Annotated in this window: 28 protein-coding genes and 1 pseudogene; 17 read left to right on the top strand and 12 right to left on the bottom strand. The window is 43.2% G+C overall.

Features of this window, described 5'->3' with window-relative positions:
- Positions 1–260: 260 nt before the first annotated feature.
- The 7 genes from B5D29_RS05665 to B5D29_RS05635 all read left to right on the top strand — a co-directional run bounded on the left by B5D29_RS05665 (position 261) and on the right by B5D29_RS05635 (position 7,555).
- Positions 261–839: a xanthine phosphoribosyltransferase gene (locus B5D29_RS05665; protein ID WP_078768615.1), complete on the top strand. Its 579-nt coding sequence runs from the start codon at positions 261–263 to the stop codon at positions 837–839.
- Positions 840–907: 68 nt separating this feature from the next.
- Positions 908–2,179: a BMP family ABC transporter substrate-binding protein gene (locus B5D29_RS05660; RefSeq protein WP_078768614.1), complete on the top strand. Its 1,272-nt coding sequence runs from the start codon at positions 908–910 to the stop codon at positions 2,177–2,179.
- Positions 2,180–2,299: 120 nt separating this feature from the next.
- Positions 2,300–3,850, top strand: coding sequence for an ABC transporter ATP-binding protein (locus tag B5D29_RS05655; protein WP_078768613.1), 1,551 nt, complete (start codon positions 2,300–2,302; stop codon positions 3,848–3,850).
- The gene (locus B5D29_RS05650; protein ID WP_078768612.1) at positions 3,837–4,949 is read left to right on the top strand and encodes an ABC transporter permease; all 1,113 of its coding nucleotides are present in this window, start codon (positions 3,837–3,839) and stop codon (positions 4,947–4,949) included. The genes B5D29_RS05655 and B5D29_RS05650 overlap by 14 nt, the downstream gene beginning before the upstream one ends.
- A gap of 1 nt (position 4,950) precedes the next feature.
- Complete coding sequence (locus B5D29_RS05645; protein ID WP_078768611.1) at positions 4,951–5,943, top strand: ABC transporter permease; 993 nt, start codon at positions 4,951–4,953, stop codon at positions 5,941–5,943.
- A gap of 27 nt (positions 5,944–5,970) precedes the next feature.
- Complete coding sequence (gene hpt / locus B5D29_RS05640) at positions 5,971–6,516, top strand: hypoxanthine phosphoribosyltransferase (RefSeq protein WP_078768610.1); 546 nt, start codon at positions 5,971–5,973, stop codon at positions 6,514–6,516.
- Between the two features lie 124 nt (positions 6,517–6,640).
- The gene (locus tag B5D29_RS05635) at positions 6,641–7,555 is read left to right on the top strand and encodes a CAP domain-containing protein (protein ID WP_078768609.1); all 915 of its coding nucleotides are present in this window, start codon (positions 6,641–6,643) and stop codon (positions 7,553–7,555) included.
- Between the two features lie 128 nt (positions 7,556–7,683).
- On the opposite strand, the gene trxA is transcribed toward B5D29_RS05635, so the two are convergent.
- The 5 genes from trxA to B5D29_RS05610 form a co-directional block, all read right to left on the bottom strand.
- A complete protein-coding gene (gene trxA, locus B5D29_RS05630) occupies positions 7,684–7,989 on the bottom strand; it encodes a thioredoxin (protein ID WP_200803074.1) in 306 nt (101 codons plus the stop codon).
- An 11-nt stretch (positions 7,990–8,000) separates the two neighbouring features.
- On the bottom strand, positions 8,001–8,300 hold the full coding sequence (locus B5D29_RS05625; protein ID WP_143406737.1) for a hypothetical protein: 300 nt from the start codon (positions 8,298–8,300) through the stop codon (positions 8,001–8,003).
- 74 nt (positions 8,301–8,374) lie between these two features.
- Positions 8,375–9,334, bottom strand: a complete 960-nt coding sequence (locus B5D29_RS05620) for an L-lactate dehydrogenase (RefSeq protein WP_078768606.1) — start codon at positions 9,332–9,334, stop codon at positions 8,375–8,377.
- A gap of 12 nt (positions 9,335–9,346) precedes the next feature.
- Positions 9,347–10,054, bottom strand: a complete 708-nt coding sequence (sleB, locus tag B5D29_RS05615; protein ID WP_078768661.1) for a spore cortex-lytic enzyme — start codon at positions 10,052–10,054, stop codon at positions 9,347–9,349.
- 175 nt (positions 10,055–10,229) lie between these two features.
- Positions 10,230–10,505, bottom strand: a complete 276-nt coding sequence (locus B5D29_RS05610) for a hypothetical protein (RefSeq protein WP_078768605.1) — start codon at positions 10,503–10,505, stop codon at positions 10,230–10,232.
- Positions 10,506–10,963: 458 nt separating this feature from the next.
- Between B5D29_RS05610 and B5D29_RS05605 the strand changes: the two genes are divergently transcribed.
- From B5D29_RS05605 to rpsR, 9 genes are all read left to right on the top strand, one after another.
- Complete coding sequence (locus B5D29_RS05605; RefSeq protein ID WP_143406736.1) at positions 10,964–11,782, top strand: DNA-3-methyladenine glycosylase family protein; 819 nt, start codon at positions 10,964–10,966, stop codon at positions 11,780–11,782.
- An 8-nt stretch (positions 11,783–11,790) separates the two neighbouring features.
- Positions 11,791–12,513 (top strand): 16S rRNA (uracil(1498)-N(3))-methyltransferase, encoded by a 723-nt coding sequence (locus B5D29_RS05600; RefSeq protein WP_078768603.1) that lies wholly within the window; start codon positions 11,791–11,793, stop codon positions 12,511–12,513.
- Positions 12,514–12,661: 148 nt separating this feature from the next.
- A complete protein-coding gene (locus tag B5D29_RS05595; protein WP_078768602.1) occupies positions 12,662–13,696 on the top strand; it encodes an ABC transporter substrate-binding protein in 1,035 nt (344 codons plus the stop codon).
- 227 nt (positions 13,697–13,923) lie between these two features.
- Positions 13,924–14,823: an ABC transporter permease gene (locus B5D29_RS05590; protein ID WP_078768601.1), complete on the top strand. Its 900-nt coding sequence runs from the start codon at positions 13,924–13,926 to the stop codon at positions 14,821–14,823.
- Between the two features lies 1 nt (position 14,824).
- On the top strand, positions 14,825–15,631 hold the full coding sequence (locus B5D29_RS05585) for an ABC transporter ATP-binding protein (protein WP_078768600.1): 807 nt from the start codon (positions 14,825–14,827) through the stop codon (positions 15,629–15,631).
- 82 nt (positions 15,632–15,713) lie between these two features.
- On the top strand, positions 15,714–15,890 hold the full coding sequence (locus B5D29_RS05580) for a DUF4250 domain-containing protein (RefSeq protein WP_078768599.1): 177 nt from the start codon (positions 15,714–15,716) through the stop codon (positions 15,888–15,890).
- A gap of 129 nt (positions 15,891–16,019) precedes the next feature.
- Complete coding sequence (rpsF, locus tag B5D29_RS05575) at positions 16,020–16,310, top strand: 30S ribosomal protein S6 (protein ID WP_078768598.1); 291 nt, start codon at positions 16,020–16,022, stop codon at positions 16,308–16,310.
- Between the two features lie 14 nt (positions 16,311–16,324).
- Positions 16,325–16,768 carry a single-stranded DNA-binding protein gene (locus tag B5D29_RS05570; RefSeq protein ID WP_078768597.1) on the top strand — a complete coding sequence of 148 codons (444 nt, stop codon included), beginning with the start codon at positions 16,325–16,327 and terminating at the stop codon, positions 16,766–16,768.
- A gap of 30 nt (positions 16,769–16,798) precedes the next feature.
- Entirely contained in the window at positions 16,799–17,035 is a 237-nt protein-coding gene (rpsR, locus tag B5D29_RS05565; protein WP_078768596.1) for a 30S ribosomal protein S18, read from the top strand.
- 203 nt (positions 17,036–17,238) lie between these two features.
- Here the strand turns inward: rpsR and B5D29_RS05560 are convergent, their stop codons facing one another.
- Genes B5D29_RS05560 through metF form a run of 4 tightly spaced genes read right to left on the bottom strand, consistent with a single transcriptional unit; the run spans position 17,239 to position 21,394 of the window.
- Positions 17,239–17,631 carry an RrF2 family transcriptional regulator gene (locus B5D29_RS05560; RefSeq protein ID WP_078768595.1) on the bottom strand — a complete coding sequence of 131 codons (393 nt, stop codon included), beginning with the start codon at positions 17,629–17,631 and terminating at the stop codon, positions 17,239–17,241.
- Between the two features lie 52 nt (positions 17,632–17,683).
- Entirely contained in the window at positions 17,684–19,975 is a 2,292-nt protein-coding gene (locus B5D29_RS05555) for a homocysteine S-methyltransferase family protein (protein WP_078768594.1), read from the bottom strand.
- Positions 19,972–20,532: a vitamin B12 dependent-methionine synthase activation domain-containing protein gene (locus tag B5D29_RS05550; protein ID WP_159443411.1), complete on the bottom strand. Its 561-nt coding sequence runs from the start codon at positions 20,530–20,532 to the stop codon at positions 19,972–19,974. Before B5D29_RS05550 ends, B5D29_RS05555 begins: the two co-directional genes overlap by 4 nt.
- The gene (metF, locus tag B5D29_RS05545; RefSeq protein WP_078768592.1) at positions 20,525–21,394 is read right to left on the bottom strand and encodes a methylenetetrahydrofolate reductase [NAD(P)H]; all 870 of its coding nucleotides are present in this window, start codon (positions 21,392–21,394) and stop codon (positions 20,525–20,527) included. The genes B5D29_RS05550 and metF overlap by 8 nt, the downstream gene beginning before the upstream one ends.
- Positions 21,395–21,654: 260 nt before the next feature.
- On the opposite strand from metF, the gene B5D29_RS05540 reads away from it, so the two are divergent.
- Positions 21,655–22,896: a M28 family metallopeptidase gene (locus B5D29_RS05540; RefSeq protein ID WP_078768591.1), complete on the top strand. Its 1,242-nt coding sequence runs from the start codon at positions 21,655–21,657 to the stop codon at positions 22,894–22,896.
- 281 nt (positions 22,897–23,177) lie between these two features.
- Here B5D29_RS05540 and B5D29_RS05535 read toward each other — a convergent pair whose 3' ends face one another.
- The 3 genes and pseudogenes from B5D29_RS05535 to B5D29_RS05525 form a co-directional block, all read right to left on the bottom strand.
- Complete coding sequence (locus B5D29_RS05535; protein WP_078768590.1) at positions 23,178–23,984, bottom strand: hypothetical protein; 807 nt, start codon at positions 23,982–23,984, stop codon at positions 23,178–23,180.
- Between the two features lie 93 nt (positions 23,985–24,077).
- On the bottom strand, positions 24,078–25,130 hold the full coding sequence (locus B5D29_RS05530) for an aldose epimerase family protein (RefSeq protein ID WP_078768589.1): 1,053 nt from the start codon (positions 25,128–25,130) through the stop codon (positions 24,078–24,080).
- Between the two features lie 178 nt (positions 25,131–25,308).
- Positions 25,309–25,508, bottom strand: a pseudogene (locus B5D29_RS05525) (IS481 family transposase); the annotation flags it as partial.

Raw genomic sequence — 25,508 nt, 5'->3', positions numbered from 1 at the left:
CGTTGATATGCAGACGGTGGGGTCTATTCAACGAACCCTGTAACAAGGATGATAATATTACTCTATAATTTAATAATACACCACAACGGCAAAAAAATTCAAGGTGACAAAATGCACGAACAAGGGCGAAAGTTTTGGCGTTTCTTTGTGACGGATAGATAAAATAGTTAAAAAAGTGTATCAAAGTAAAAAAACTGTTGAATTTTGTTCCTTTATAATATAAAATATATGTGTATTTTAGAGGATAGGTGGATATAACTATGGATTTGTTAAAGAAGAAAATTCTTGAAGAGGGACAGGTTTATGCCGGTAACATCCTAAAAGTAGACTGTTTTCTCAACCACCAGATAGATTGTACCTTCTTGGCAGAAGTGGGCAAAGAATTTCATAGATTATATCAAAATGAGGGCGTCAATAAAATTCTGACTATAGAGGCATCGGGTATTGCTATCGGTGCGATAGTAGCACAGGAGTTCGGATGCCCTTTAGTATTTGCAAAGAAGAACAAAACAAAGAATATTGCCGGTGATGTGTACACTGCTCCCGTTGAGTCGTTCACTCACGGCACAACCTATAATATTATGGTCAGCAAAAAGTTCCTCAACCCCGGCGATAAAGTTCTTATTGTTGACGACTTTCTTGCTATCGGCAATGCACTCAATGGCTTAATCAGCCTTGTCAAAGAGAGCGGTGCAGAGCTTGTCGGCTGTGGCACGGTTATTGAAAAGGGCTATCAGCACGGCGGTGACAAGCTTCGTGCAAAGGGCATTCGTGTTGAATCGCTTGCAATTATCGAATCTATGGACGCCGATAAGGGCGAAATTGTGTTCAGAGATTAAATTTTCATTTGGTTATATGGCAATTATGCCTGTAATATAAATCATTTTATTCAACGGAGGAAAACGAAATGAAACTCACTAAAAAAATTTTGGCTGTTCTCCTTGCTGCTTTGTTTGTAGTAGCTGCATTCGCAGGCTGTTCTGCATCAAAGGGCAACGATGACGCTAAAGACGCATCAACATCAACAGACGCAAAGACAGTTAAGTTCGGTTTGATTACTCTTCATGATGAAAACTCAACTTACGACAAGAACTTTATCGCAGCTGCACAGGAAGCTGCTGAGGCTTGCGGAGTAGAGCTTGTTCAGAAGAACAACATCGAAGAAGGTCAGGCTGCATATGAAGCAGCTGCTGAACTTGTTGACGAAGGCTGCAACCTCATTCTTGCAGACAGCTTCGGTCACGAGGACTACATCATTCAGGCTGCAAAGGAATTCACTGATGTACAGTTCCTTCACGCAACAGGTACAAAGGCTCACACAGAGAACCTTCCAAATTACCACAACGCTTTCTCTGCAATCTACGAGGGAAGATTCCTTGCAGGTGTTGCAGCAGGTGAAAAGCTCAACCAAATGATCGCTGACAAGAAGATTACTGCTGACCAGGCTAAGTTGGGTTATATCGGTGCATATACTTACGCTGAAGTTATTTCAGGCTATACTTCATTCTATCTTGGTGCAAAGAGCGTTTGCCCATCAGTAACAATGAAGGTTACATTCACAGGTTCATGGTATGACGAAACAGCCGAGAAAGAAGCTGCTCAAAAGCTCATCAATGACGGTTGCGTAGTTATTTCACAGCACGCTGACTCAATGGGTGCTCCTACAGCTTGTGAAAAAGCAGGCGTTCCGAATGTTTCATACAACGGTTCAACAGAATCAGCTTGCCCTAACACATTCATCGTTTCTTCAAGAATCAACTGGGCTCCTTACTATGAGCACTGCATCAAGGCAGTTCAAGAGGGTAAGGAAATCGAGACTGACTGGGTTGGCACACTTGCTGACAATTCTGTATGCCTCACAGACTTCGGTGCAAAGGCAACAGCTGACGGCACAGCAGAAGCAGTTGAAAAGGCAAAGAAGGGTCTTGAAGACGGCACAATCCATGTATTTGATACTTCAACATTCACTGTTACAGTAACAAAGGACAAGAATGTAAATGCAAAGGTAGATGCTGACGGTCACCTTACAAGCTATATGGCTGATGTTGACACAGACGCAAACTACACTCCTGATACAGAAGCTGTATCTGACGGTTACTTCCACGAATCAGAATATCGTGCAGCTCCATACTTCGACATTCAAATCGACGGTATCGAATTGCTCGACACAGCATTCTAAGCAACGCTTTAATAAACTACACTCCGTGGCGAGGGATTAACCTCGTCACGGTATAGTTGTTTTATACAGAAGTATAAAAATGACAAAATTTATTCTTTTATGATGATTTAAGAGGTCGCAATGGAAAACAAATTAGCTTTGGAATTAAAGGGCGTCACCAAAAAATTCGGCAAGGTTGTGGCAAACCACGATGTGTCGTTGCAGGTGCACCACGGAGAAATTTTGGCTATCCTCGGCGAAAACGGTTCGGGCAAAACCACACTTATGAATATGGTGTCCGGCATTTACTTTCCCGATGAAGGTCAGATTTTTGTTGACGGAGAAGAGGTTGTAATCAAATCTCCTAAAGACGCATTTAAGTATAAAATAGGTATGATTCATCAGCACTTCAAACTTGTTGATGTTTTTACCGCTACCGAAAATATAGTTCTCGGTGTAGAGGACGGCAAAAAATACAATATTAAAGAGGCTAAAAAGCGTGTTAAGGCTATCACGGATAAATATGGCTTTAACATTGATTTGGACAAAAAAATCTACAATATGTCTGTATCCGAAAAGCAGACTGTTGAAATTATCAAGGTACTTTACAGAGGTGCGGATATTCTCATTCTTGACGAGCCGACTGCTGTACTTACCCCACAGGAAACAGAAAAATTATTTGATGTTCTTCGCAATATGCGCAAGGACGGTAAATCAATTATCATAATCACTCACAAGCTCCACGAGGTTTTGGAAATTTCCGACCGTGTTGCAATTCTCCGCAAGGGCGAGCATGTAGACACCGTGCCTACAAAGGATGCAACCGAGCAATCGCTTACGGAAGCTATGATGGGTGAAAAAATAGACCTTAATATCATAAGAGAAGAACCAAAGAATGTAAAAGAGCGTCTTGATGTTGAGCACCTCACCGTTATCAAGCGTGACGGCACAAAGGCACTTGACGATGTAAACTTTAAGGCTTACGGCGGCGAAATCCTCGGCATTGCCGGTATAAGCGGCTGCGGTCAAAAAGAACTTCTTGAATCAATCGCAGGACTTCAGCAAACAACAAAGAAGTCGAGCATTTTGTACAAGCCTGACGACTTGGGTCCGCAACAGCTTGTAGGCAAATCACCGAGAGAAATCAGAAAACTCGGCATTGCTCTTTCGTTTGTTCCCGAGGACAGACTCGGTATGGGTCTTGTCGGCAATATGGACATTGTTGATAATATGATGCTCCGTTCGTATAAGGGCGGAAAAACCGCATTCCTCAGCAGAAAAGAGCCAAAGCATTTGGCAGATGATATTATCGAAAAACTCGAGGTTGTCACTCCGAGTGCTTCAACTCCCGTAAGACGACTTTCGGGCGGTAATGTTCAAAAGGTTCTTGTCGGCAGAGAAATCGCACTCGGACCAAAGGTGCTTATGGTTGCTTATCCCGTAAGAGGTCTTGACATCAACTCGTCATATACCATTTACGGATTGCTTTCGGAGCAAAAGGAAAAGGGCACAGCCGTTATTTTCGTTGGTGAGGATTTGGATGTTCTCATCGAACTGTGCGACAGAATTATGGTAATTAATTCCGGTGTCATCACCGGAGTGGTAGACGGCAAAACCGCTACCAAGGAAGAAATCGGTCTTTTGATGACCAAAAGCGTTGACAGGGAGGTAAACACAGATGGCAAAGAATAATTCAACCGTGCGTGAACCTCTTTTTCATGTAGTTAAAAGGGACGGAGTGTCAAAGACAAAGTCCTGGGCAATCAGAATTATTGCGATACTCCTTGCACTTGTTTTTTCGGGCATTATCACAATGCTCCTCACGGGTGAAAACCCAATCAGCGTGTATGCCACAATGTTTGATGGTGCTTTCGGTTCAAGCAGAAAGGTGTGGAAGCTTCTCCAAAACCTTGCAATGCTCCTTTGCGTTTCGCTTGCGCTCACCCCTGCATTTAAGATGCGATTTTGGAACATCGGCGGCGAAGGTCAGGTGCTTATAGGCGGTTTGGCAACAACCGCTTGTATGGTGCTCCTCGGCAACAAAGTGCCAAATGCACTTCTCATCATCATTATGATTGTTGCTTCCGTTGTTGCAGGTGCTCTTTGGGCACTTATTCCGGCTGTATTCAAGGCAAACTTCAACACAAACGAAACCTTGTTTACACTTATGATGAACTATGTTGCAATTCAGCTCGTTTCGTATTTCTGTATGCTTTGGGAAAATCCAAAGGGTGCGGGCAAAATCGGCATCATCAACCGTGAAACAGAGGCAGGCTGGCTTCCTGTAATCGGGGATAAAACCTATCTCCTTAATATCTTGATTGTTCTTGCAATCACTATTGCAATGTACATCTACCTCAAATATTCAAAACACGGCTACGAAATTTCGGTAGTCGGCGAATCGGAAAATACTGCAAGATATATCGGTATCAATGTTAAAAAGGTTATCTTGAGAACTATGGCACTCTCGGGTGCTGTGTGCGGTATCGCAGGACTTCTCCTTGTCGGCGGCACAGACCACACAATCTCAACCACAACTGCCGACGGCAGAGGCTTCACGGCAATTATGGTATCGTGGCTTGCAAAGTTCAATCCTATTTATATGGTTTTGACCTCATTGCTTTTGGTGTTCCTCGAAGCAGGCGCAGACCAAATCTCTATGATTTTCGGTCTTAATCAGAGCTTCTCGGAAATCATTACCGGTATAATTTTGTTCTTCATTATCGGCAGTGAGTTCTTCATCAACTACAAATTGCAGTTCCGCACTTCATCAAAAAAGGAGGTAAAGTAATATGTTTGCAACTTTGATTACTTTTCTTCACAGAGCCATTATGCAGGGCATTCCGCTTTTGTTCGGCTCAACAGGTGAAATCATTACAGAAAAATCGGGCAACCTCAATCTCGGTATCCCCGGCATTATGTATATCGGCGGTATGAGTGGCGTTATCGGTGCGTTTTTCTACGAAAATTCACTAACCGACAAGGCAGACGCCAACGGCTTTCTTGCAATTTTTATTCCGCTCATTTCTTGTATCTTGGGTTCGCTCATCGCAGGTATGATTTATTCATTCCTCACCGTAACCCTCAAGGCTAACCAAAATGTAACGGGTCTTGCACTCACAACTTTCGGCACAGGCTTCGGCAACTTTTTTGGCGGTTCGCTCATCAAGCTCACAGGTGCAGATGTTCCGTCAGTTGCTCTTTCAACAACTTCTGCTTATTTCAGCAAAACTCTCCCTGTTGCGGAAACAACGGGATGGTTCGGCAAGCTGTTTTTGAGCTACGGATTTTTGGCATATCTTGCAATTATCATTGCTCTTGTTTGTGCATATGTGCTCAACAAGACAAGGGTCGGCTTGCATCTCCGTGCAGTAGGCGAAAACCCTGCAACTGCCGATGCAGCAGGCATTAATGTTGAAAAAACAAAGTACATCGCAACAGGTATCGGCTCTGTTATCGCAGGTCTTGGCGGTCTTTACTATGTTATGGACTATGCAAACGGCGTGTGGTCAAACGACGGCTTCGGCGACAGAGGCTGGCTTGCAATCGCACTTGTTATCTTTGCAGTGTGGAAGCCGAATATGAGTATTCTCGGTTCAATCGTTTTCGGCGGACTTTACATTGTTTATCTCTATGTTCCAAGTGCACTCCGCACACAGGAACTTTTCAAGATGATTCCTTATGTTGTTACAATTCTTGTTCTCATCCTTGTCAGCGTAAGAAAGAAGAAAGAGGACCAAGGTCCTGCCGCTCTCGGATTGTCTTATTTCAGAGAAGAACGATAAATTTTTAATTGATAAAAGGAGATTACTATGGCTAATCTTGATGGAAATATTGAAAAGGTGCTTGTCACCAAAGAGGAGCTTGAAGCAATCAACGCTCGCCTCGGCGCACAAATCACAAAGGACTTTGAGGGCAAAAACCTCCTCGTTGTAGGTATTCTTAAAGGTTCGATTTACTTTTTGGCAGACCTCACAAGATATATCGATTTGCCGCTTAAACTCGACTTCCTCGCCGTATCAAGCTACGGCGGCGGCACTCGCTCATCAGGTGCGGTAAAGATTATCAAGGATATAGACATTGACCTTGCAGGATATGATGTTTTGCTTGTTGAGGATATTCTCGACTCGGGCAGAACTCTTGAATATGTCAGCAAAATGCTTTCTGCAAGAGGTGCAAACAGCATTTCTATTGTGACACTTCTTGACAAGCCTGAACGCAGAGTTGTTGACATTCACCCTGATTATGTCGGCTGTGATGTGCCTGACGAATTCGTTGTCGGCTACGGTCTTGACTACGATCAGGAATACCGCAACATTCCGTATATCGGCTCACTTAAAAGAGAGATTTACGAATAATCGCAAAATAGACAGATTATAAAAAGTAAGAATGTAGGCAGATTTAGTTTTGCCTACATTTTTTTGTAATATAGTGGATTTTATATTAATAATATGTTATTATAATAAGAAAGGAGGTTTTTCTATGAAAAAAGTTTTATCCGTTTTATTATCATTGATTATGGCAGTTGGTGTGTTTGGCGGACTTTCCTCAACGGCGTATGCCAAAGACACAATAAATGTCAAGTATGAACAAACCGAAGCACGCAAGATGTTAAATCGTATAAATCAATTCAGAACAGCAGGTTCATGGTGCTGGGATGAATCAAACACAAAAAAGGTGAAATATCCGGCTGTAAAAGCACTTGTTTATGACTATGATTTGGAAAGATCGGCTATGATTCGTGCAGCGGAAATCAGCAGATTGTACGAGCACACCCGTCCAAACGGAACAGGTTGTGAAACTTCACTTACCGGCTACGGTACTTGTGGTGAAAACATTGCCTACACAGAGGGCTATGATATGAGCGAAGAATTCGTTTTCGAACTTTGGGAAGAGGAAGACCAGGATTATAGCGGTCAGGGTCACAGAAGAAATATGCTCAACGGTGATTTCGGTGCAATCGGTATTGCTTGCTGTTATGTTGACGGCAGATATTATTGGGTGCAGGAATTCCGTGATTATGTTGTTGACTCAAATCCGTCACCGGCAAACAACAGCAACAGCAGTGTTGTAGTTGACGGCACTGCAAAGCCAAGCCTTGCAGGTGTAAAAATCAATGCCCCAAAACCGCCGACAATCAAGGTTACTTCTCCAAAGAAAAAGGCTGTCAAAATCAGCTGGAATTCACAGCCGAACATCAAAAGCTATCAGCTTCAATATTCATATAACAAAAAGTTCAAGAACAAAAAGTCGCATAATGTTGCAGAACGCTATGGCTCGTTCACAATCAACGGCTTGAAATCGAAGAAAAAGGTTTATGTCCGTGTCCGTGCAAAGAATAAGTCAACAGGCAAATTCACAAAATGGTCAAAGGTCAAAACAGTAAAAATTAAATAAAAATTTTTACCTATCTGCCTCCTCTTTTTAAGGGGAGGTGGATTTTTGCGTAGCAAAAAGACGGTGGGGTAAACAAATACAAAAACAGCTCTCTTATGATAAGAAAGCTGTTTTTTGCAAATTCGTATTTATTTTATTAGTTTGAGCACATCCTCTTTTTCGATGTAGCCGATTGATTGGTTGACCTGCTCGCCGTTTTCAAAAACAATGAGGTTCGGGATGGTCATAATTCCAAATTGAAGCGCAACATCTCTTGCTTCATCACAGTTGACCTTGCAGAATTTGACATCGTCAACTTCTTCCGAAACTTCCTCTATAATCGGTCCGAGCATCATACACGGTCCGCACCATTCTGCCCAAAAATCAACAAGCACCTTGCCTTTGTAATTGAGCACTTCTTCATCAAAATTTTGTGCTGTAACTTCAATAGTCATTTCCATACCTCCTACTGTTTGTTTTGTCCTGCAAGTGATGTGAGCATTGCAAGGAATTCCTTGTCCTCCTCACACACTCTGAAATTTGTGCGAATTTTGTTGCCGTCAGGGGTTGTGACAGATAGTTCAAGCACAGCGCCCGTGTCTATTCTGCTCCCTGCGTCTTTAAAAAACATTGCAAGCTTCGGGTGGCGAGAGTTGAAACCCTCTGCCTTTTCCTTGATTTGAAGCAATGCCATTGGATTGAATGCCATAATTCTTTGGATTGCGTGGCGAATTGAGCACCTCAACGCACCGCCTTGCAGTCCCACTCCTTTTTATTTACTATACCTATACTGTAATTCAAAAGTCGAATTATGTCAAGAAAAAGAAAATGAATTTTGTTTTAATAATCCAAATTAAGCTCCCTTATGATGTCTTTGAGCATTTCGGCAGATTTTTTAACCGCCGTTTCCTCTTCTGCATTGAGGGACACTTTTACATTTTTTTCAACGCCGTTTTCGCCCACAACGGCAGGCATACTCAGTGCAACATTTGATATTCCGTGTTGCCCCGTCTGTATGCACGATACGGGCAAAATTGATTTTTGGTCAAGCACCACCGCCTCGCATATGCGTCTTACACTCATCGCTATGCCGTAGTAGGTGGCGTTTTTCCTTTTGATGATTTCGTATGCCGAGTTCTTTACATCTTCGGCAATTTCTTTCATTTTGTTTGCGTGGCAGATGTCGCCGCAGTTGTCGGCACAAAACTGTTTCAGCGGAATACCCGATACATTTGCACTGCTGAATGCCGCAATTTCGCTGTCGCCGTGTTCGCCCAAAATAAATGCGTGCACGCTTCTCGAATCAACTCCGAGCTGTTCGCCGAGCAGATATTTAAGCCTTGCCGTGTCAAGCACCGTGCCGGAGCCGAACACTCTGTTTGACGGCAAACCCGACAATTTAAGTGCCGTGTATGTCAAAATATCCACGGGGTTTGATACTATCAGCAGTATGCCTTTGAAGTTTCGCCCTGCGATTTGCGGAATAATTGATTTGTAAATGTCCACATTTCTGTGCACCAAATCAAGTCTGGTTTCGCCTTCTTTTTGCCCCGTTCCCGCCGTTATGATAATGATTGATGCGTCGCTTATGTCGTCGTATGTGCCTGCGTAAATCTGCATAGGCTTTGAAAAAGGCAGACCGTGGCTGATGTCGAGTGCCTCGCCCTCGGCTCTGTCTGTGTTTGCGTCAAGCAAAACAATTTCGCTGAAAAGTCCGCTTTCCATAAGTGCAAACGCACACGCACTGCCCACAAAGCCGCAACCGATTATCGCAACTTTTCTTGCGTCTGAATTTGTCATATTTTCACCCCTCTAAATGCAAAATCTGTGGTTGCCTATTTCCTTGATTACCGTGCGAGAGTGCATAAATTTGTCGTTGGTTTTGGCAGGGTTGAAGTAGTATACCGCACCGCCCGATGGGTCCCATCCGTTGAGTGCGTCCGTGGCGGCACGCTTGCTTGATTCTGCCACAGGCTGATACCAGTTGCTATCGTTCACGCAGGAAAATGCACCTTTTTGGTACACAACGCCCGACAGCGAATCGGGGAATGACGGGTGAGCAACTCTGTTGAGGATGACCGCACCGACCGCAACTTGACCTTCGTAGCTTTCGCCTCGAGCCTCTGCCGAAATCACTTTTGCCAGCAATTCAACATCCGCACTCGAATACGCACCGTTTGAACTGCTCGATGACGAACCGCCGAGTCCGAGATACAAAAGCGTTGTTTTTCCGCAAATTCCGTCTGCCGTCAGTCCGCAATTTTTTTGAAAAGCGGTGACGGCTTTTTTTGTTGCCGAACCGTAAATGCCGTCAATTGCACCGTTGTAGTAGCCGAGAGATTGAAGTTTTTGCTGAATTTTTTTGACTTCGCTTCCGCTTGAACCGAGCTTTGACAGTGCATAAATGCTTGTTTCTTTGATGAATGTGTCGTACACAATCAGCCCTGCGCCCGCAAAACCAAAGATGATTGCAAAGGCAAGCATAAGGCTGATTATACTTTTGATTATCTTGTTTTTCATAATAATTTCCATAGCCTTTCTGGCTACAAATAGTTCATAAAAATCACCTATACGCTTCTTGTAGCCAGAGAAGGCGTATAATGGAAATTTAACCATCTCAAAATTATGCCACAGGCAAATTTTGAGGGTAATATAATTGGAATAGTGTGATTTTTTACACTATTCTCCTTGTTTGTTATAAGATGTTGAGGTGGCTGAGCAAAAATGTAATCCCTGCTCCCGACAGCACGGTCATTGCGGAATAGCCGATAATCAGCGCCGCTTTTCGCCCGTCAATTTTTTGTTTTGGCGGTTTTACGGCGGTTGAAGTCGAGATTTTTTCAGCCTCTTTGTGTAGCTTTTTTGCGTCTGCATTTTGTGATGACGGCCGTACAAAAAAGATGATTTTTTCAAAATACGGCGACTCGGGATTGGTGATTTCGAGTATTTGCTTGTTGACTCCCTTGAGCATAAACATCTTCCTTTTTTGCGTGCCAAATTTTCGGCACTTAATTATACAAATAGTGTTTGAATATTACACAAAATTTATACATTTCAGCTTTGGTCATTTTCTACATTTCGGACATATTTTTACCCTTGACAATCGTTTTAGGAAAACTTTTCGTATTATTCCACCGATGTTTAAAATGTGGAAAACTATGTGGAAAAGGTGTAAAACTTACCCCGAAAACGCTATAATTAAGCACTTTTAGGGTGTTGAAAACTAAAAATATGCAATTCTTTCAACATTTTACACATAGTTTTCAACAAAAAAGTTTTTTCAAAAATTTTGTATAAATTGCTGTTTTTCACTTTTAGTCTTGACAAAAAAATGATATAATTCAATTATTACAAATAGTCGAAAACGAATTTTCGTTTTTCGTGAAAGGTAAAATTTTTGTTGTTGTTTGGCAAAATGGTATATATAATATGAAAGTAAAAGTTGAAAAAAATAATATAATAGTCAGCGAGGTTTCATGCCTTGATCTTGATTTAACTCTTGATTGCGGTCAGGCTTTTCGTTGGGAGCGTCAAGAGGACGGCTCGTACAAGGGTGTTGCCGGCGGTCACTTTTTGCACATTGCAAAGGATGGCGACTCACTCATTTTTTATGATACGGACAAGGCTGTCTTTTATTCCTTTTGGGTGAATTATTTTGATTTGAACAAGGACTATGATGAAATCTGCAACCGCTTGAAGCAGGACAGCTTGCTTGCCTCAACCATTGATGAGTATTACGGCATCCGAATTCTCAATCAGGACAGCTGGGAAGCGCTGTGTTCTTTCGTCATCAGCCAGCAGAATAATATAAAAAGGATAAAGCTGATTATTTCTCGGCTCTGCAAGGCTTACGGTGACGAGGTTGCAGACGGTTGGTATTCGTTTCCGTCAGCGGAAAAGTTGAGTACGCTCGGCGTTGAGGACTTTGAGGCTCTCGGCACAGGCTACCGTGCAAAATATCTTGAACGCTTGTCAAAATCCGTTGCAAACGGCGAGATAGATTTGGATTATATAAAGTCCCTGCCACTTGCCGAGGCGAAAAAAGAATTGCTCAAAATTTACGGTGTCGGCGAAAAGGTTGCAAACTGCGCCTTGCTTTTCGGTATGCAGTTTTATTCCTGCTTTCCGCTTGATGTGTGGATGAAAAGGGTGATGGCGTATTATCCCGACGGCTTGCCACGGTGCTTTGACGGCATTGAGGGCATAGCACAGCAGTACTTGTTCCATTGGGCAAGACAAAATTTATGAGGTGAAAAATGCAAAAGTTATTTGTTGAAAATATAAGTGATGAAAAAATCATTCTTGATGGCGAATCTGCTCGACATATAGCAAAGTCTTTGCGTATGAGGGTGGGCGATGTGATTTGCGTAACCGATGGCGGTGGCGAGGACTACGGCTGTCAAATCGAGGAAATCACAAAAGATGAAGTTGTGCTGAAAGTTTGCTATAAGCAGGTTTGCGAAAGTGAGCCGTCTTGCAAAGTGACAATTTATCAGGGAGTGCCGAAAAGCACAAAACTTGAGGATATTATTCAAAAATGCGTGGAACTCGGTGTAACCGAAATTGTGCCGACACTCACAAAGCGTTGTGTTTCCCGTCCCGATGACAAATCGGCAGGCAAAAAAAATCAGCGTTATCAAAAAATAGCGCTTGAAGCCGCACAGCAAAGCGGAAGAGGCATTGTGCCTAAAATTGAAAATATGAAAAATTTGAAGCAGGCTTTGGCAGAGGACGAAAGCGAAGTCAAAATCGTGTTCTTTGAGGGCGGAGGCAAAAAACTCACCGATATAATAGATAAAAATACAAAGAGCGTGAGCATCTTCATCGGTCCGGAGGGCGGATTTGAGGAGGCAGAAGTTGAGCAAATCGAAGCGGCGGGCGGTGTCCGTGCAACTCTCGGCAAGCGTATTCTCCGCACCCAAACCGCACCGGTTGCAGGGCTTACGGCTATTATGCTCTTGACGGGTAATTTAGAGTAAAAATATTTATAGGCAGTATAAAGAATTTTGATTGATTGTAAAAAATCGGCAAAAATGTTTCATTATGAATATGGTAAATCCTGTTGACTTTAACGCTTTTAGGTGCTAAACTGAATGCAAATAAACCAAAGGACAGGAGATTTCCACAATGAGAAAATTAACAAAGAAAATTGCGGCAGTTGTTCTTTCGGCGGCAATGGTCGGCGGTGTATTCGCAGGCTGTTCCGCTACAAAGGACAATAATGAAGGCGCAGAAAAGAAAACATCATACAAGATTGGTATTTGCCAGCTTGTTCAGCACACTGCACTTGATGCGGCAACCAAGGGATTTGAGGACAAACTCAAGGAACTTGGCGAGGCAGACGGAATTACATTTGAGTTTGATTATCAAAATGCTTCAAACGATTCCGCAAACTGCACAACAATCGCAAACAAGTTCGTTTCATCAGGCTATGATTTGATTATGGCAAACGCAACACCTGCACTTCAGGCTTGCACAACAGCAACAGCTGCTTCGCAAATACCTGTTGTCGGAACATCCGTAACCGATTATGCAGCTGCACTCGACATTGATATGGGTCCGACAGACGCAACAGGCATCAATGTAACCGGCACAAGCGACCTTGCTCCACTCGACAAGCAGGCAGACCAGATTATGGAACTTTTCCCTGAAACAAAGAAAGTCGGCGTAATCTTCTGCTCGGCAGAAACAAATTCAAAGCCACAGGCAGACGGTGTTAAAAAGGCACTCGAAGCAAAGGGCGTTACTTGCGAATATTTTGCTTTCTCCGACTCAAACGATATTTCGGCAGTTGCAAAGAAAGCCGCTTCAGAGGTTGATGTAATCTACATTCCAACCGACAACACAGCAGCTTCAAACGGTGCGGTAATTGATGACGCTTGCTCAAATGCAAATGTTCCTATTATTGCAGGTGAAGAGGGTATCTTTACAAACACAAGAGCCGTAGCAACACTTTCTATTTCGTACTATGCACTCGGTGAAACAACAGCTCAAATGGCATATGATATTCTTGTAAACGGCAAGAACCCTGCTGAAATGAACATTCAGCAAACAGACGGTCTTACATACAAGTACAATTCAGAACAGGCTAAGAAGTTTAAGGCAAATATTCCTGACGGTTACGAAGAAGCTACAACAGCCGAAGCAACCACAGAAGAATAATAATTAACTTATTAATCAGGCTCCCCTTGTTGCAAGGGGAGCTGTCGTGTTTTATGCACGACTGAGTGGTTAAAAGGACATAACAAGAATTTAGGCGAACACAGTTCGCCCCAAAGCAAATATGTGCAAATTAACAGTTGACTAATTCAACGCTTTAAAGTATAATGATGAAGTATAATTGAAAATTTGGGCTTTTGTTTAGAAGTCCGAGAAATGAGGTAGAATTTATGGGATTCTTAAATGCTCTGCCGGGTGCTGTCGGTCAGGGACTTATATGGGGCATTATGGCAATCGGTGTGTACATCACATTTAGAGTGCTCGATTTCGCCGACCTTACAGTTGACGGAACTTTGGCAACAGGCGGTGCCGCTATGGTTATGTCACTTATGGCGGGATGCAATGTTTATCTTGCACTTCTCATCGCATTTGTTGCAGGATGCTTGGCAGGACTTGTGACGGGTATACTCAACACGGCGTTTGGTATTCCGCCGATTTTGGCAGGTATTTTGACACAGCTTGCACTTTATTCAATCAACTTGCGTATCTTGGGCAAGGCAAATCAGCCTGTTTCGGGATATAAATACAATCTTATTTGCTCAATGACAAAGCTCAATCAAGCACTCATTGTTGCAACAGTCTTTGTGTTGGTCATCATTGCGTTGCTCTATTGGTTCTTCGGCACAGAAATCGGTCACGCAATTCGTGCAACAGGCACAAACGCAAATATGGCTCGTGCAAACGGCATCAACATCAATTCAACGAAAATCATCGCACTTGTGCTTTCAAACGGCTTGGTAGCACTTGCAGGCGGACTTCTTGCTCAATATCAGGGCTATGCCGACATCAATATGGGCAGAGGCGCAATCGTTATCGGTCTTGCCGCCGTAATTATCGGCGAAGTGCTTTTCGGCAAGATTTTCAAGAACTTTGCGCTCAAACTTTTGGCTGTTGCAATCGGCGGTATCATCTACTATATCGTTATGCAGTTCGTTATCAGCCTCGGTCTTAACACCGACGACCTCAAGCTTCTCACAGCGGCGGTAGTTGCTGTATTCCTCGGCATTCCTTACATCAAGGGCAGATACCAGGAAACTCATATTAAGACTGCAAAAAAGGAGGTTAAGTGATATGTTAGAAATCAAGAATGTACATAAAACCTTCAATCCGGGAACTATTAATGAAAAAAAGGCGCTCAACGGCATTGATTTAACTCTCAACGAGGGCGATTTTGTTACTGTAATCGGTGGCAACGGCGCAGGTAAATCAACAATGCTTAATATGGTTGCAGGCGTTTATCCTGTTGACTGTGGCTCAATCGTTATTGACAGTGTGGATGTCACAAAACTTCCGGAACACAAAAGAGCAAAATATATCGGCAGAGTTTTCCAAGACCCAATGACAGGTACTGCTGCCAATATGCAAATCCTCGAAAACCTTGCACTCGCTTCAAGACGAGGCAGTCACAGAGGTCTCGGCGCAGGTGTAAAGCGTAAGGAAAAGGAAGAGTACAAAGAGGTGCTCAAGCATCTCGACCTTGGTCTTGAGGACAGACTCACTTCAAAGGTTGGTCTGCTTTCAGGCGGTCAGCGTCAGGCTGTCACACTTCTTATGGCAACTCTCCGCAAGCCAAAACTTTTACTCCTTGACGAGCACACCGCTGCGCTCGACCCAAAAACTGCAAAAAAGGTGCTTGATTTGACAGAAAAAATCGTTGAAGAAAACCACCTCACAACTATTATGATTACTCATAATATGAAAGATGCAATCAATATCGGTAACCGCCTCATTATGATGAATGACGGCAAGATTATTTATGATGTTCAGGGCGAAGAAAAGAAGAAGCTCACCACAGCGGACCTTCTTGCAAAGTTCAAGCTCACATCGGGCGAGGAATTAGAGGACGACAAAATCCTCCTTTCCGAAGCAGAAAATTAATAGCAAACTCATCAGCCTCCTCTTAATTTTTAAGGGGAGGTATCGCACATTAATTAGGTTAAAGTATAAGGAGGCACAGATTATGCCATTGCCAAAAGACCCGTTTATTCTTTTCAGTATGATAAATATGAAACTGCGTGACAGCTATTCGTCACTCGATGCACTCTGCGATGATATGCACGAAAACAAGGACGAGATTATAAGAACATTGTCGGCAGTCGGCTTTGAATATGACGAAGCCACAAATTCATTCAAATAATGAGCAAAAAAATCCTTGACATCTTGCTTGTCAACTGCTATAATACTAACACTTGCAGTATGTCTTAATGCAAGTAAATTTTCCTTGCGTATGGATAATACGCCAAAGTCCAAAAGGAGGTGCTGAAGAATGGCATTAAAAGACTATGAAATCGTAATGGTTTTCTCTCTTTCAAAGGGAGAAGAGGCAGTAAACGCTCTCAAGACAAAGTTCACTGACCTCATCTCAAAGAATGGCACTCTCGGTGAAGTAGAGGAGTGGGGCAAGAAGAAGCTTGCTTACGCAATCAACTACGAAACCGACGGTTACTATGTTCTTATCAACTTCTCATCAGAAGAGTCTTTCCCTGCTGAGCTTGACCGTGTAATCAACATTACTGACGGTGTACTTCGCTCACTTATCGTCGCTAAAGGCGAATAATTAGGAGGCATACTATGATTAATATGGTAGCCCTTATGGGTAGACTTACCTTTGAGCCGGAACTCCGTACAACTCCAAGCGGTGTATCTGTTCTTCGTTTTCAGGTAGCGTGCGATAGAAATTATCAGCGTTCGGGTCAAGACAGACAGGCAGATTTCATCGACTGTGTTGCATGGCGTCAAACTGCGGAATTTATCAGCAGATATTTCCACAAAGGCTCAATGATAGCTGTTGAAGGTTCAATCCAAACCAGCAGTTATACAGACAAAAGCGGTAACCAAAGAAAACAGGTCGAGGTTGTTGCAAACAACGTATCATTCTGCGGTTCAAAGAATGATTCAGGCACAGGAGCTTCTGCTGTAAGCGGAGGATTCAACGAGCCTGCACCGTCTTATGCAAGCGCAGACAACAGCGATTTTGAAGAAATCGTCGACGATGATGACGACCTTCCGTTCTAACATCTTATTTTAATTAAGGAGGAAACCAAAATGGCATATAACGCTAAAGGCCCAAGAAAGAGCCGTAGAAAAGTTTGTCAATTTTGTGTAGATAAGGCTGAAAGCATTGATTACAAGGACACAACAAAGCTCAAGAAGTTCATTTCCGAGCGTTCAAAGATCCTTCCTCGCCGTGTAACAGGCACTTGTGCAAAGCACCAGAGAATGCTTACAACAGCTATCAAGAGAGCAAGACATCTCGCTCTTTTGCCTTACACATCAGACTGATTAAGCAAATAAAGAAAGCAGTTCATTGCGAACTGCTTTTTTTCTTTATATGCCTCCCCTTGATGCAAGGGGAGGTGGCAACACGAAGTGTTGACGGTGGGGTTTTATATTGATGATTTCTTTTAACCCCTCAGTCGCACATAAAGTGCGACAGCTCCCCTTGATTACATAACAAGGGGAGCCGTATTCGGTATGATTTGTTTTTACAACAAATCCGCCAAGGTTTTGGAATTGAGGAAATTCATAATGATTTCGTTCAGCTCGTTCCACATAGGTCTGGTGAGGCAGGATTCCTCTTTTTTGCAGGCGTCACAATCAACGCACGCAACGGGCGCAAGCGTTTTTTCGGTCAAAACCAAAATTTCGCCCACAGAATATTCTTCCACCTTGCGGTTGAGTTTGTATCCACCGCTTTTTCCTCGTGCGCTGTCAACAAGTCCGCCCTTTGAGAGCTTTGCAATAATCGCTTCAAGGTATTTCATAGAAATTTCGAGTCTTTCGGATATGTCTTTGAGTGAAATGTAGTTGCCGTCATCGTGTGCGGCAAGGTCGAGCATAATGCTTAATGCATATCTGCCCTTTGTTGAAATCATCATAATGTTTTGCTTCCTTAAAATATTCGTCAATTTCTGCGATTAACGGTGATTATTATTCAAAAAATTCCTGTGCAATTCTGACGCTTTCCATTGCGTCCTTTGCGTACCAATCGGCGTTTATCATCTTTGCGTAATCTCTTGTGAGCACCGCACCGCCTACAAATACTTTTGCGTCTGTGTTGTCGTGCAAGAGCTTAATCGTCTTTTCCATATTCGGAACGGTCGTTGTCATAAGTGCCGACAAGCCGACAAGTTTGACATTTTGCTTGATTGCTTCCTCAAGCACAAGTTCGCACTTAACATCTTTGCCGAGGTCGATAACATCAAATCCGTAGTTTTGCAAAAGTACCTTAACTATGTTTTTGCCGATGTCGTGGATGTCGCCCTCAACGGTGGCAATGATGATTTTGTCACCCTTGACCTGCGGAGTTCCGCTCATAACAATGTGGGCTTTAATCTCGTCAAATGCAGATTTTGCGCTGTCTGCACTCATCAAAAGTTGAGGCAAAAACAGCGTGTTTTTCTCAAATCCGTCACCCACAAAGTCAAGTGCCGGGATGATGTAGTTGTTGATTATTTCAAGGCTGTCCGTGGTTTGAAGAAGCTCTTTTGCGCACTTTGCGCTTTCCTCTTTCATACCCTTGATGATTGCCTGCTTTAGGTCGATTTTTGCACCCTCTGCAACAACCTCAATCGGAGTCGCCGATTTGATGTATTCCTCGCAGTTGTCGTCAAGTCCCGCAAGTGCCTTGTAGCTGTAAAATGCGTTCATCATCGATTTTGATTTCGGGTTGATGATGCCTGCCGATAAGCCTGCGTTCATTGCAAGAGTGTAAAACGCAGTGTTGATTGCCTCTCTGTTTGGCAAGCCGAAACTGATGTTCGACACGCCCAAAACCGTGTTCACACCGAGCGTGTTGCGGATGTAATCAACGGCTTTCAAGGTTTCCACAGCGTTGTTTTTGTCGGTGGAAATCGTCATAGTCAAAGCGTCAACAACAAGATTTTTCTTGTCGATTCCGTATTCTTTCGCTGTGTTGATAATTTTTTCCGCAATGGCAATTCTGCCGTCTGCGGTTGACGGAATTCCGTCCTCGTCAAGACAAAGGCACACAACCACACCGCCGTATTTTTTGGCAAGCGGAAAAATCTCTTTCATACACTTTTCCTTGCCGTTTACGGAGTTAATCATTGCCTTGCCATTGTAAATGCGGAGTGCCGATTCCATAGCTTTTGCGTCCGATGAGTCAAGCTGAAGCGGTGTCGGAAGCACGGATTGAAGCTCAAACACCGATTTGCACAGCATTTCTTCTTCGTCAATTTCAGGCAATCCCATATTCACATCGAGGATGTGCGCACCTGCGTCTTTTTGGGTGATGCCCTCACGCAAAATGTAGTCCATATCTTTGTTGCGGAGTGCCTCTTTGAGCAATTTTTTACCCGTTGGGTTGATTCGCTCACCGATAACCACACCGTCGGAAATGTCAACGCATTGAGAATAAGAGGTAACAAGCGTGTCGGTCTTGAAACTCGGCACTTTGTCGGGAATGTCCTTTGTTGCATCAATCATAGCCTTGATGTGTTCGGGAGTTGTGCCACAGCAACCGCCGAGTATAGAAACGCCCATTTCGGCAATTTGCTTCATATAGTCGGCAAATTCTGCCGGGTCAACATTGTAGATTGTTTTGCCGTCAACACTTTCAGGCAAGCCTGCGTTCGGCATAACGATGATAGGGGTTGAACAGCATTTTTCAAGCTCTTCAACAAGCGGAATCATCTGCTTTGGACCTAATCCGCAGTTGAATCCGATAGCGTCTGCGCCAAGTCCCTCGGCAACTGCACAGGCGGTTTTTACATCCGCACCTGTCAGCAATCTGCCCTTGTCGTCAAAAATCATAGACACAACAAGTGGCAAATCGCAGTTTTCCTTGACTGCAAGCATAGCGGCTTTAAGTTCGTAAACATCGCCGAAAGTTTCGCAAAGGACAAGGTCTGCACCGTCTTTGCCTGCCTTGACCATATCGGCAAAAACATCCACGCATTCCTCAAAATCAAGGTCGCCCATCGGCTTCAACAGTTTGCCTGTCGGTCCGATGTCGAGAGCAACTTTTTTGCCTGTTCTGCGTGCATTTTGCACGGCAGCCTTGATGAGTTCGTCTGCATTGTCGTATTTCAATCTGTTTGCGCCGAAGGTGTTGGCTGAAATGATGTCACAGCCTGCCTCGGCGTATGCCTTGTGGATGGCAAAAATTCTCTCCGGGTCGGAGAGGTTCAAAAGTTCGGGAAGCTCACCTGCTTTGAGGTTGAGCATTGTTCCCATTCCGCCGTCAAAATATTTTATCATAATTCGTCAATTCCTATAAAAGCCGTAACGCTCTTTGTCGGCAACATTTCGTATGTGTCCGTGAGCGTCAAGCCTATTCGTTTTTGTAATTCGAGCAGAGAAAAGAATTTCTTTTGTTCACTGATGTCAAGGTCAAAGTACCCCGGTGAGTATCTTTGACGGAGCGAAACCCCGTGTTCGTTGATGATTTCTTGCTCAAGATTGTCGCAAACTTCCTCGATTTTGTCCGCCGAGGTTGCCTGCAACGCCATTGCAAGTGCCACATCCGTTGCCGTTGCGATTTTTATCTGCCTGTCACATTCCGTGCCGAGTGTTGCACCAAACATAACCACCCTTGTACAACCTTTTAGGTTCTCTGCAAGTCGGGTGCTGAAAAATTCTGTGTCGCCGATAATCAGCGATTTGTCCGTCACCTTGCAGTCAAAAATCCTGTACAGCGTTTTCGGTGTGACAGATGAATTGATGATGTTAATCGCCTTGTCAACAAGCGCCAAAATCTGCGGGTCGTCGGTCTTTGACGAGGTTCGCATATATCTTAAAATGTCTGCTTTATTCATTGATGATGCTCGAAAGTCCGCCCATAATTGCTTTTGCAACATCAGGCTTGTTCATTGTGTAAATGTGGATGTTGTTGAAGCCGTTTGCCATAAGGTCAATGATTTGCTCGGTGGCATAGATGATTCCGGCTTGCTTCATCTTGTCAGGGTCGTCACCGAATCTCTCCATAATTCTGAAGAACTTTGGCGGAACGCTCGAATTCGAAAGTTCAATGCTTCGCTTGATTTGGTTTGCATTTGTAATCGGCATAATGCCTGCGATAATCGGCACATTTATGCCCTTGATTTGGCACATTTCGTAGAAATTGAAGAATTTTTCGTTGTCAAAAAACATCTGTGTTGTCAAAAATTCAACGCCACATTCAACTTTTTCTTTGAGTCGGGCAATGTCCTCAACTCTGTTTTTGCTCTCCGGATGTGTTTCAGGATAGCACGCCGCACCGACACAAAGGTTCGGATTCATAGCCTTGATTTCGTTTACAAGCTGGTATGCGTTTTTGAAATACTGCTTGTCCTTAAATTCAAATCCCTGCGGAATGTCGCCACGCAACGCAAGAATATTTTCAATTCCGTTGTCCTCAAGTTCGCCGACTACCTGATGAATTTTGTCTCTTGTGGAAGTCAGGCAGGTGAGGTGCGAAAGCGGAGATACGCCACAATTTTTTATCTCGTTCGCAATTTCTGTTGTAAATCCCGATGTTGTGCCTGCCGCACCGTAGGTTACCGACATAAACGACGGGTTGTATTTGCACATTTCTTTTACTGTATTTTTTGTGTTTTCGAGCTTGTCCCACTGCTTTGGCGGAAAAACTTCAAACGACACGGTTACTCTGTTGTTTTTGAGTATTTCGCTTATTTTCATATCCTGTCCCTCACATATATTAATATGTATATAGTATAAATTATTATAATAGTCATTTCCCACTTTGTCAATAGGAATTAAAATACAATAAAGTATCAACTGTTTATCAATTTGAATTTCGGTTGCAAAATTTGTTTATAATCAAATTAATAATTTTTTTGTCAATTCACCTAAAAAATTGATATTTTTCCTTGTTTTGGTTGCAAGTTTTGTGTAAATGTGATAAACTTAACTTGAAATATTCATTTGGAGGTCTTGTTATGGATTTAACAAAAATTATTAACAAAAAAGACGAAGCCGCTCAATATATGATTGACGAAATCACTCATATTATCAAGACTTTTGACAAAAGAGACCCAGGTTCAAGGGGTGAGCGCGAAGCTTGCCAATATATGGCAGAGGTTCTTCAAAAGGATTGTGGCTGTGAGCAGGCAGATGTTGAGTCGTTCAAGGAAAATCCGGGTTCATTCTATGGTTGGATTTATTTCACCATCACATTCGTAATCGCAGGTGTTGCACTTTCATTCTTTGCACCGATTTTGAGTATTATTCTCATCGTTGTAGGTCTTGCAATTGTGCTTGCACAGTTCGGTTTTTATCTCAAACTCATTGACTGGGTTTTCCCTGAAAAGACAGGTCATAATGTAACCGCCATCAAAAAGTGCGCAAGTGGCACACCAAAGAGAAGAATTCTTTTCAACGGTCACCCTGACGCAGCTTGGGAATGGCCTATGAACTACAAGTTCGGTGGTGTCGGCTTTGAGGGACACGCTATTCTTTGCGGTGTAGGTGCAATTTATTACCTTGTAATCGCAATCATCAAATGCGTAAAATTCGGTGTTTTCGGCACTGTTCCTGTATCCGAACCAATAGTTAAGGCAAGCCTTATCGGTCTTATTTTCCTCATTCCGCTTGTTGGTCTTTATTGGATGGTTAACTACCGCAGAGTAGTTGACGGCGCAAACGACAACCTTTCGGGTTGCTATATGGGTATCGCTGTTATGAAGGCACTCAAGGACGAGGGCATCGACCTTGAAGATACAGAAATCGGTTGCGTTCTCACAGGTTCTGAAGAAGCAGGACTTCGTGGTTCAAAGGCTTGGTGCGAGGCTCATAAGGGCGAATTCCAGGATTGCCCAACTATGATTATCTCTTATGATACAATCCACGACCCTAAATATTTGATGGTTAACTATCGTGACCTTAACGGTACCGTAAAGGCTGATAAGGATTATTCCGACCTCTTTATGGAAGCTGCCGAGGCAGTAAATGTTCCTTGCAAAAAGGGTTGGGTTCCACCACTCGGCGGTGCAACCGATTCAGCTGCTTTTGCACAGGCAGGTTTCCGTGCAGCAGGTATCACCGGTCTTAACCATAATCTTGAAGATTACTACCACACCCGCCGTGATACATACGACAATATGAACGCCGAAGGTCTTGCTAACTGCTATGCAGCAACAGTAAAGGCATGCGAAATGTTCATCAACGGTGCAAAGCAATAAAACCCTAAATGGGCTGAACCATAAAAATGCCTTGAAAATCAAGGCATTTTTCTTTTTCGTTTTTTGCTCAGTCGAGGTATCTATATACATCTTCCTTCGCAAGAAAACGAAATTCAGCTCCATTTATCAATTTATGTTCGTTCTCCCGAGAAAAGCAAAAATCACATCCCATTTATAAATTTTATATCGTTATTTCGTAGGGGCGAACTGTGTTCGCCTCTTTGTTTTTGCTTTTACACCGTTACAATAAAAAAACGGACGGAATTTCCGTCCGCTTTTATTCACTTTTCAATCACACCGGGACAGGAACAACCTTCGGGTTTTTCAGGCGGGAAGAACTCATCAACAGGGAATTCCACACCTTGAAAAGCACTGCACGGGTCTTGCGTTGAGCAGTTGCACTCTCTGTCAGGAATGCAAAAATCATATGCAGGAATGGTCATTTGTACATCTCTTTCCATTTGAACAATCGAAAAAAGTCCGAGAGTTACAAGCACGGCTCTGCTTGATGCAACGGGAATTCCGCCCTCGTTTGAGCCTTGCATAATGCTTTGAGGGAAGCAGGTGCATAGCGGAACTGGGCAGTTGCAGGTTTCCACAACTTCGCTTGAAAGCACAACAGGGTCAACGGCTTGCACCTTTGCGGTTGGGTTTGTGTACTGCGGTGCTTCGGGGCAGTCCGTTCTCTCATCGCAAAGATTTGATGTAAAGATTTTGACATCACCCTCCGAGCCGTAGAGTATGCACTTCTTTTCAAAATCGGTGTAGCCCACAGCTACCTGCGGAGTTGAGCACGGAGCATTATAGCAGTCAAAGCAGAGCATAAAGTAAAAATGCACATTTGCGCTGTAAAATCCTCTGTTGAACGGCACTTCGTCAACATCAATGCTAACAGCCTTAATCACACAGCTGCGGCATTTTACGGTTGTTGCCTCGTCAATAAGTCGCTGGCTTGCACCAAAAAATGTAACTCTTAAATCTTCCAAGCAGTCCTTGCTGACGCACGAATCGTAAATTCGCTTTGTGTCAATGCAAACCGCCTCATTTATCTGTCTGTTGCAATTTTTAATAATAGGATTGTCGGGCATAAAAATTCTCCTTCACAGTGTTGTAAGATAAGGATGTTATCCTTTGCTTCACTTCATACTATGAGGGAGAATTGTTTTTGTTACTGCAAAAAATTATTTTACGGAAAATCTGAATTCGGTTGTGGTTTTAAATTCCTCGTTTGCTTTTACAAAGCGTGATGGGAACACATCCGCAAAATGCACGGTGTCAGGGTAGAACTGTGTTTCAAGCGCCGCACCTCTGCGGTATGTTACCTTGCCGTTTGCCTTGCCCGGATTGCCCTGTTTTGCAAGCCATCCGCCGCAGTAAAGCTGTATACCCGGCAAATCTGTGAAAACTTCAAGCACTCTGCCAGATTCCTTGTGCTCAAGCACAGCGGCTTCTTGAAGTGTAAAATCCTTTTTGTATAGGCAGAAATTGTTGTCGTATCCGATTCCGTCAATAACGGCTCTGAACGGCTTGTCAATATCTTTGCCGATTTGCTTGCTCTCTCTGAAATCCATCATTGTGCCCTCAACCTCTGCAAGCTCACCTGTCGGAAGCTGGTCGTCATCGGTTTCGGTAAAGTAGTTTGCATTGATTTTGAGAAAGTGAGTTTCAACGGTTTCGTCAGGATTGCCCGAAAGGTTAAAATATGCGTGGTTGGTAGGGTTTGCAACCGTGTCCTTGTCCGAAAGAATGCTGTATTCAAGGCGGAGCGTGTTGTCCTCGGTGAATGTGTACTTAACTCTCATTGTGAAGTTGCCGCCGAAGCCGTCCTCTCCGTCAGGTGAAAAACGCTTGAAAACAACATAGTTTTCGCCTGTTTCCTCAACATCCCAAGGTGTAAAGCTGAAACGACCGCCACTATGCAAGGTCCATTGTCCCTGATTCATCGGTGTTGTGTATTCTTCACCGTTAAATGTGAACTTTGCGCCTCTGATTCTGTTTGCCCATCTGCCGACAATCAAACCCTGATAGCCAAGATCGGGATTTGTGTAATCCAGCGGATTGTCAAAACCGAGCACAACATCTGCAAGCACGCCGTTTTTGTCAGGCACATTGATTGATTGAATACCTGCGCCGAGAGTTTGGAGTGTCACAAATGCACCGCTTTTGTTTGTGATTTTGTAAAGGTCAATAGCTGTTCCGTCGGCAAGAGTGCCGAAAATGCTTTTTTCTACCATTTTTTATCCCTTTCTTAAATTTGATACACATATATTATAGAATAATTGTTAACAATTTTCAAGTGTTCATTTGTCAATGATGTGACACCGAGATATTAAAATAAAAAGTATTGGGAAAAGGACAATGTGATGATTAAACGGAGCGTAGCGAAGTGAAATCATCACATTGTCGGCGGCTTTAATCAACGATGTATTCGAGTTCTGCTCGTTTTTGTAATGGTGATTTCCAACCCAAAACAGACATAGGTATGTTGTTTGAACGTTTGAGATATTGTTTCATTTGAACAATTAAATCATCGTAAGAGTAAAAGCTCAAATAATTGTAAAATCTTTCTTGGTCATTTCTGTGGCTTCTTTCAACCTTTCCGTTATGCCAAG

The sequence above is a fragment of the Eubacterium coprostanoligenes genome (assembly GCF_900167205.1).
Classification (GTDB): domain Bacteria; phylum Bacillota; class Clostridia; order Oscillospirales; family Acutalibacteraceae; genus Eubacterium_R; species Eubacterium_R coprostanoligenes.
This window is presented reverse-complemented; position numbering and strand designations above follow the sequence as displayed.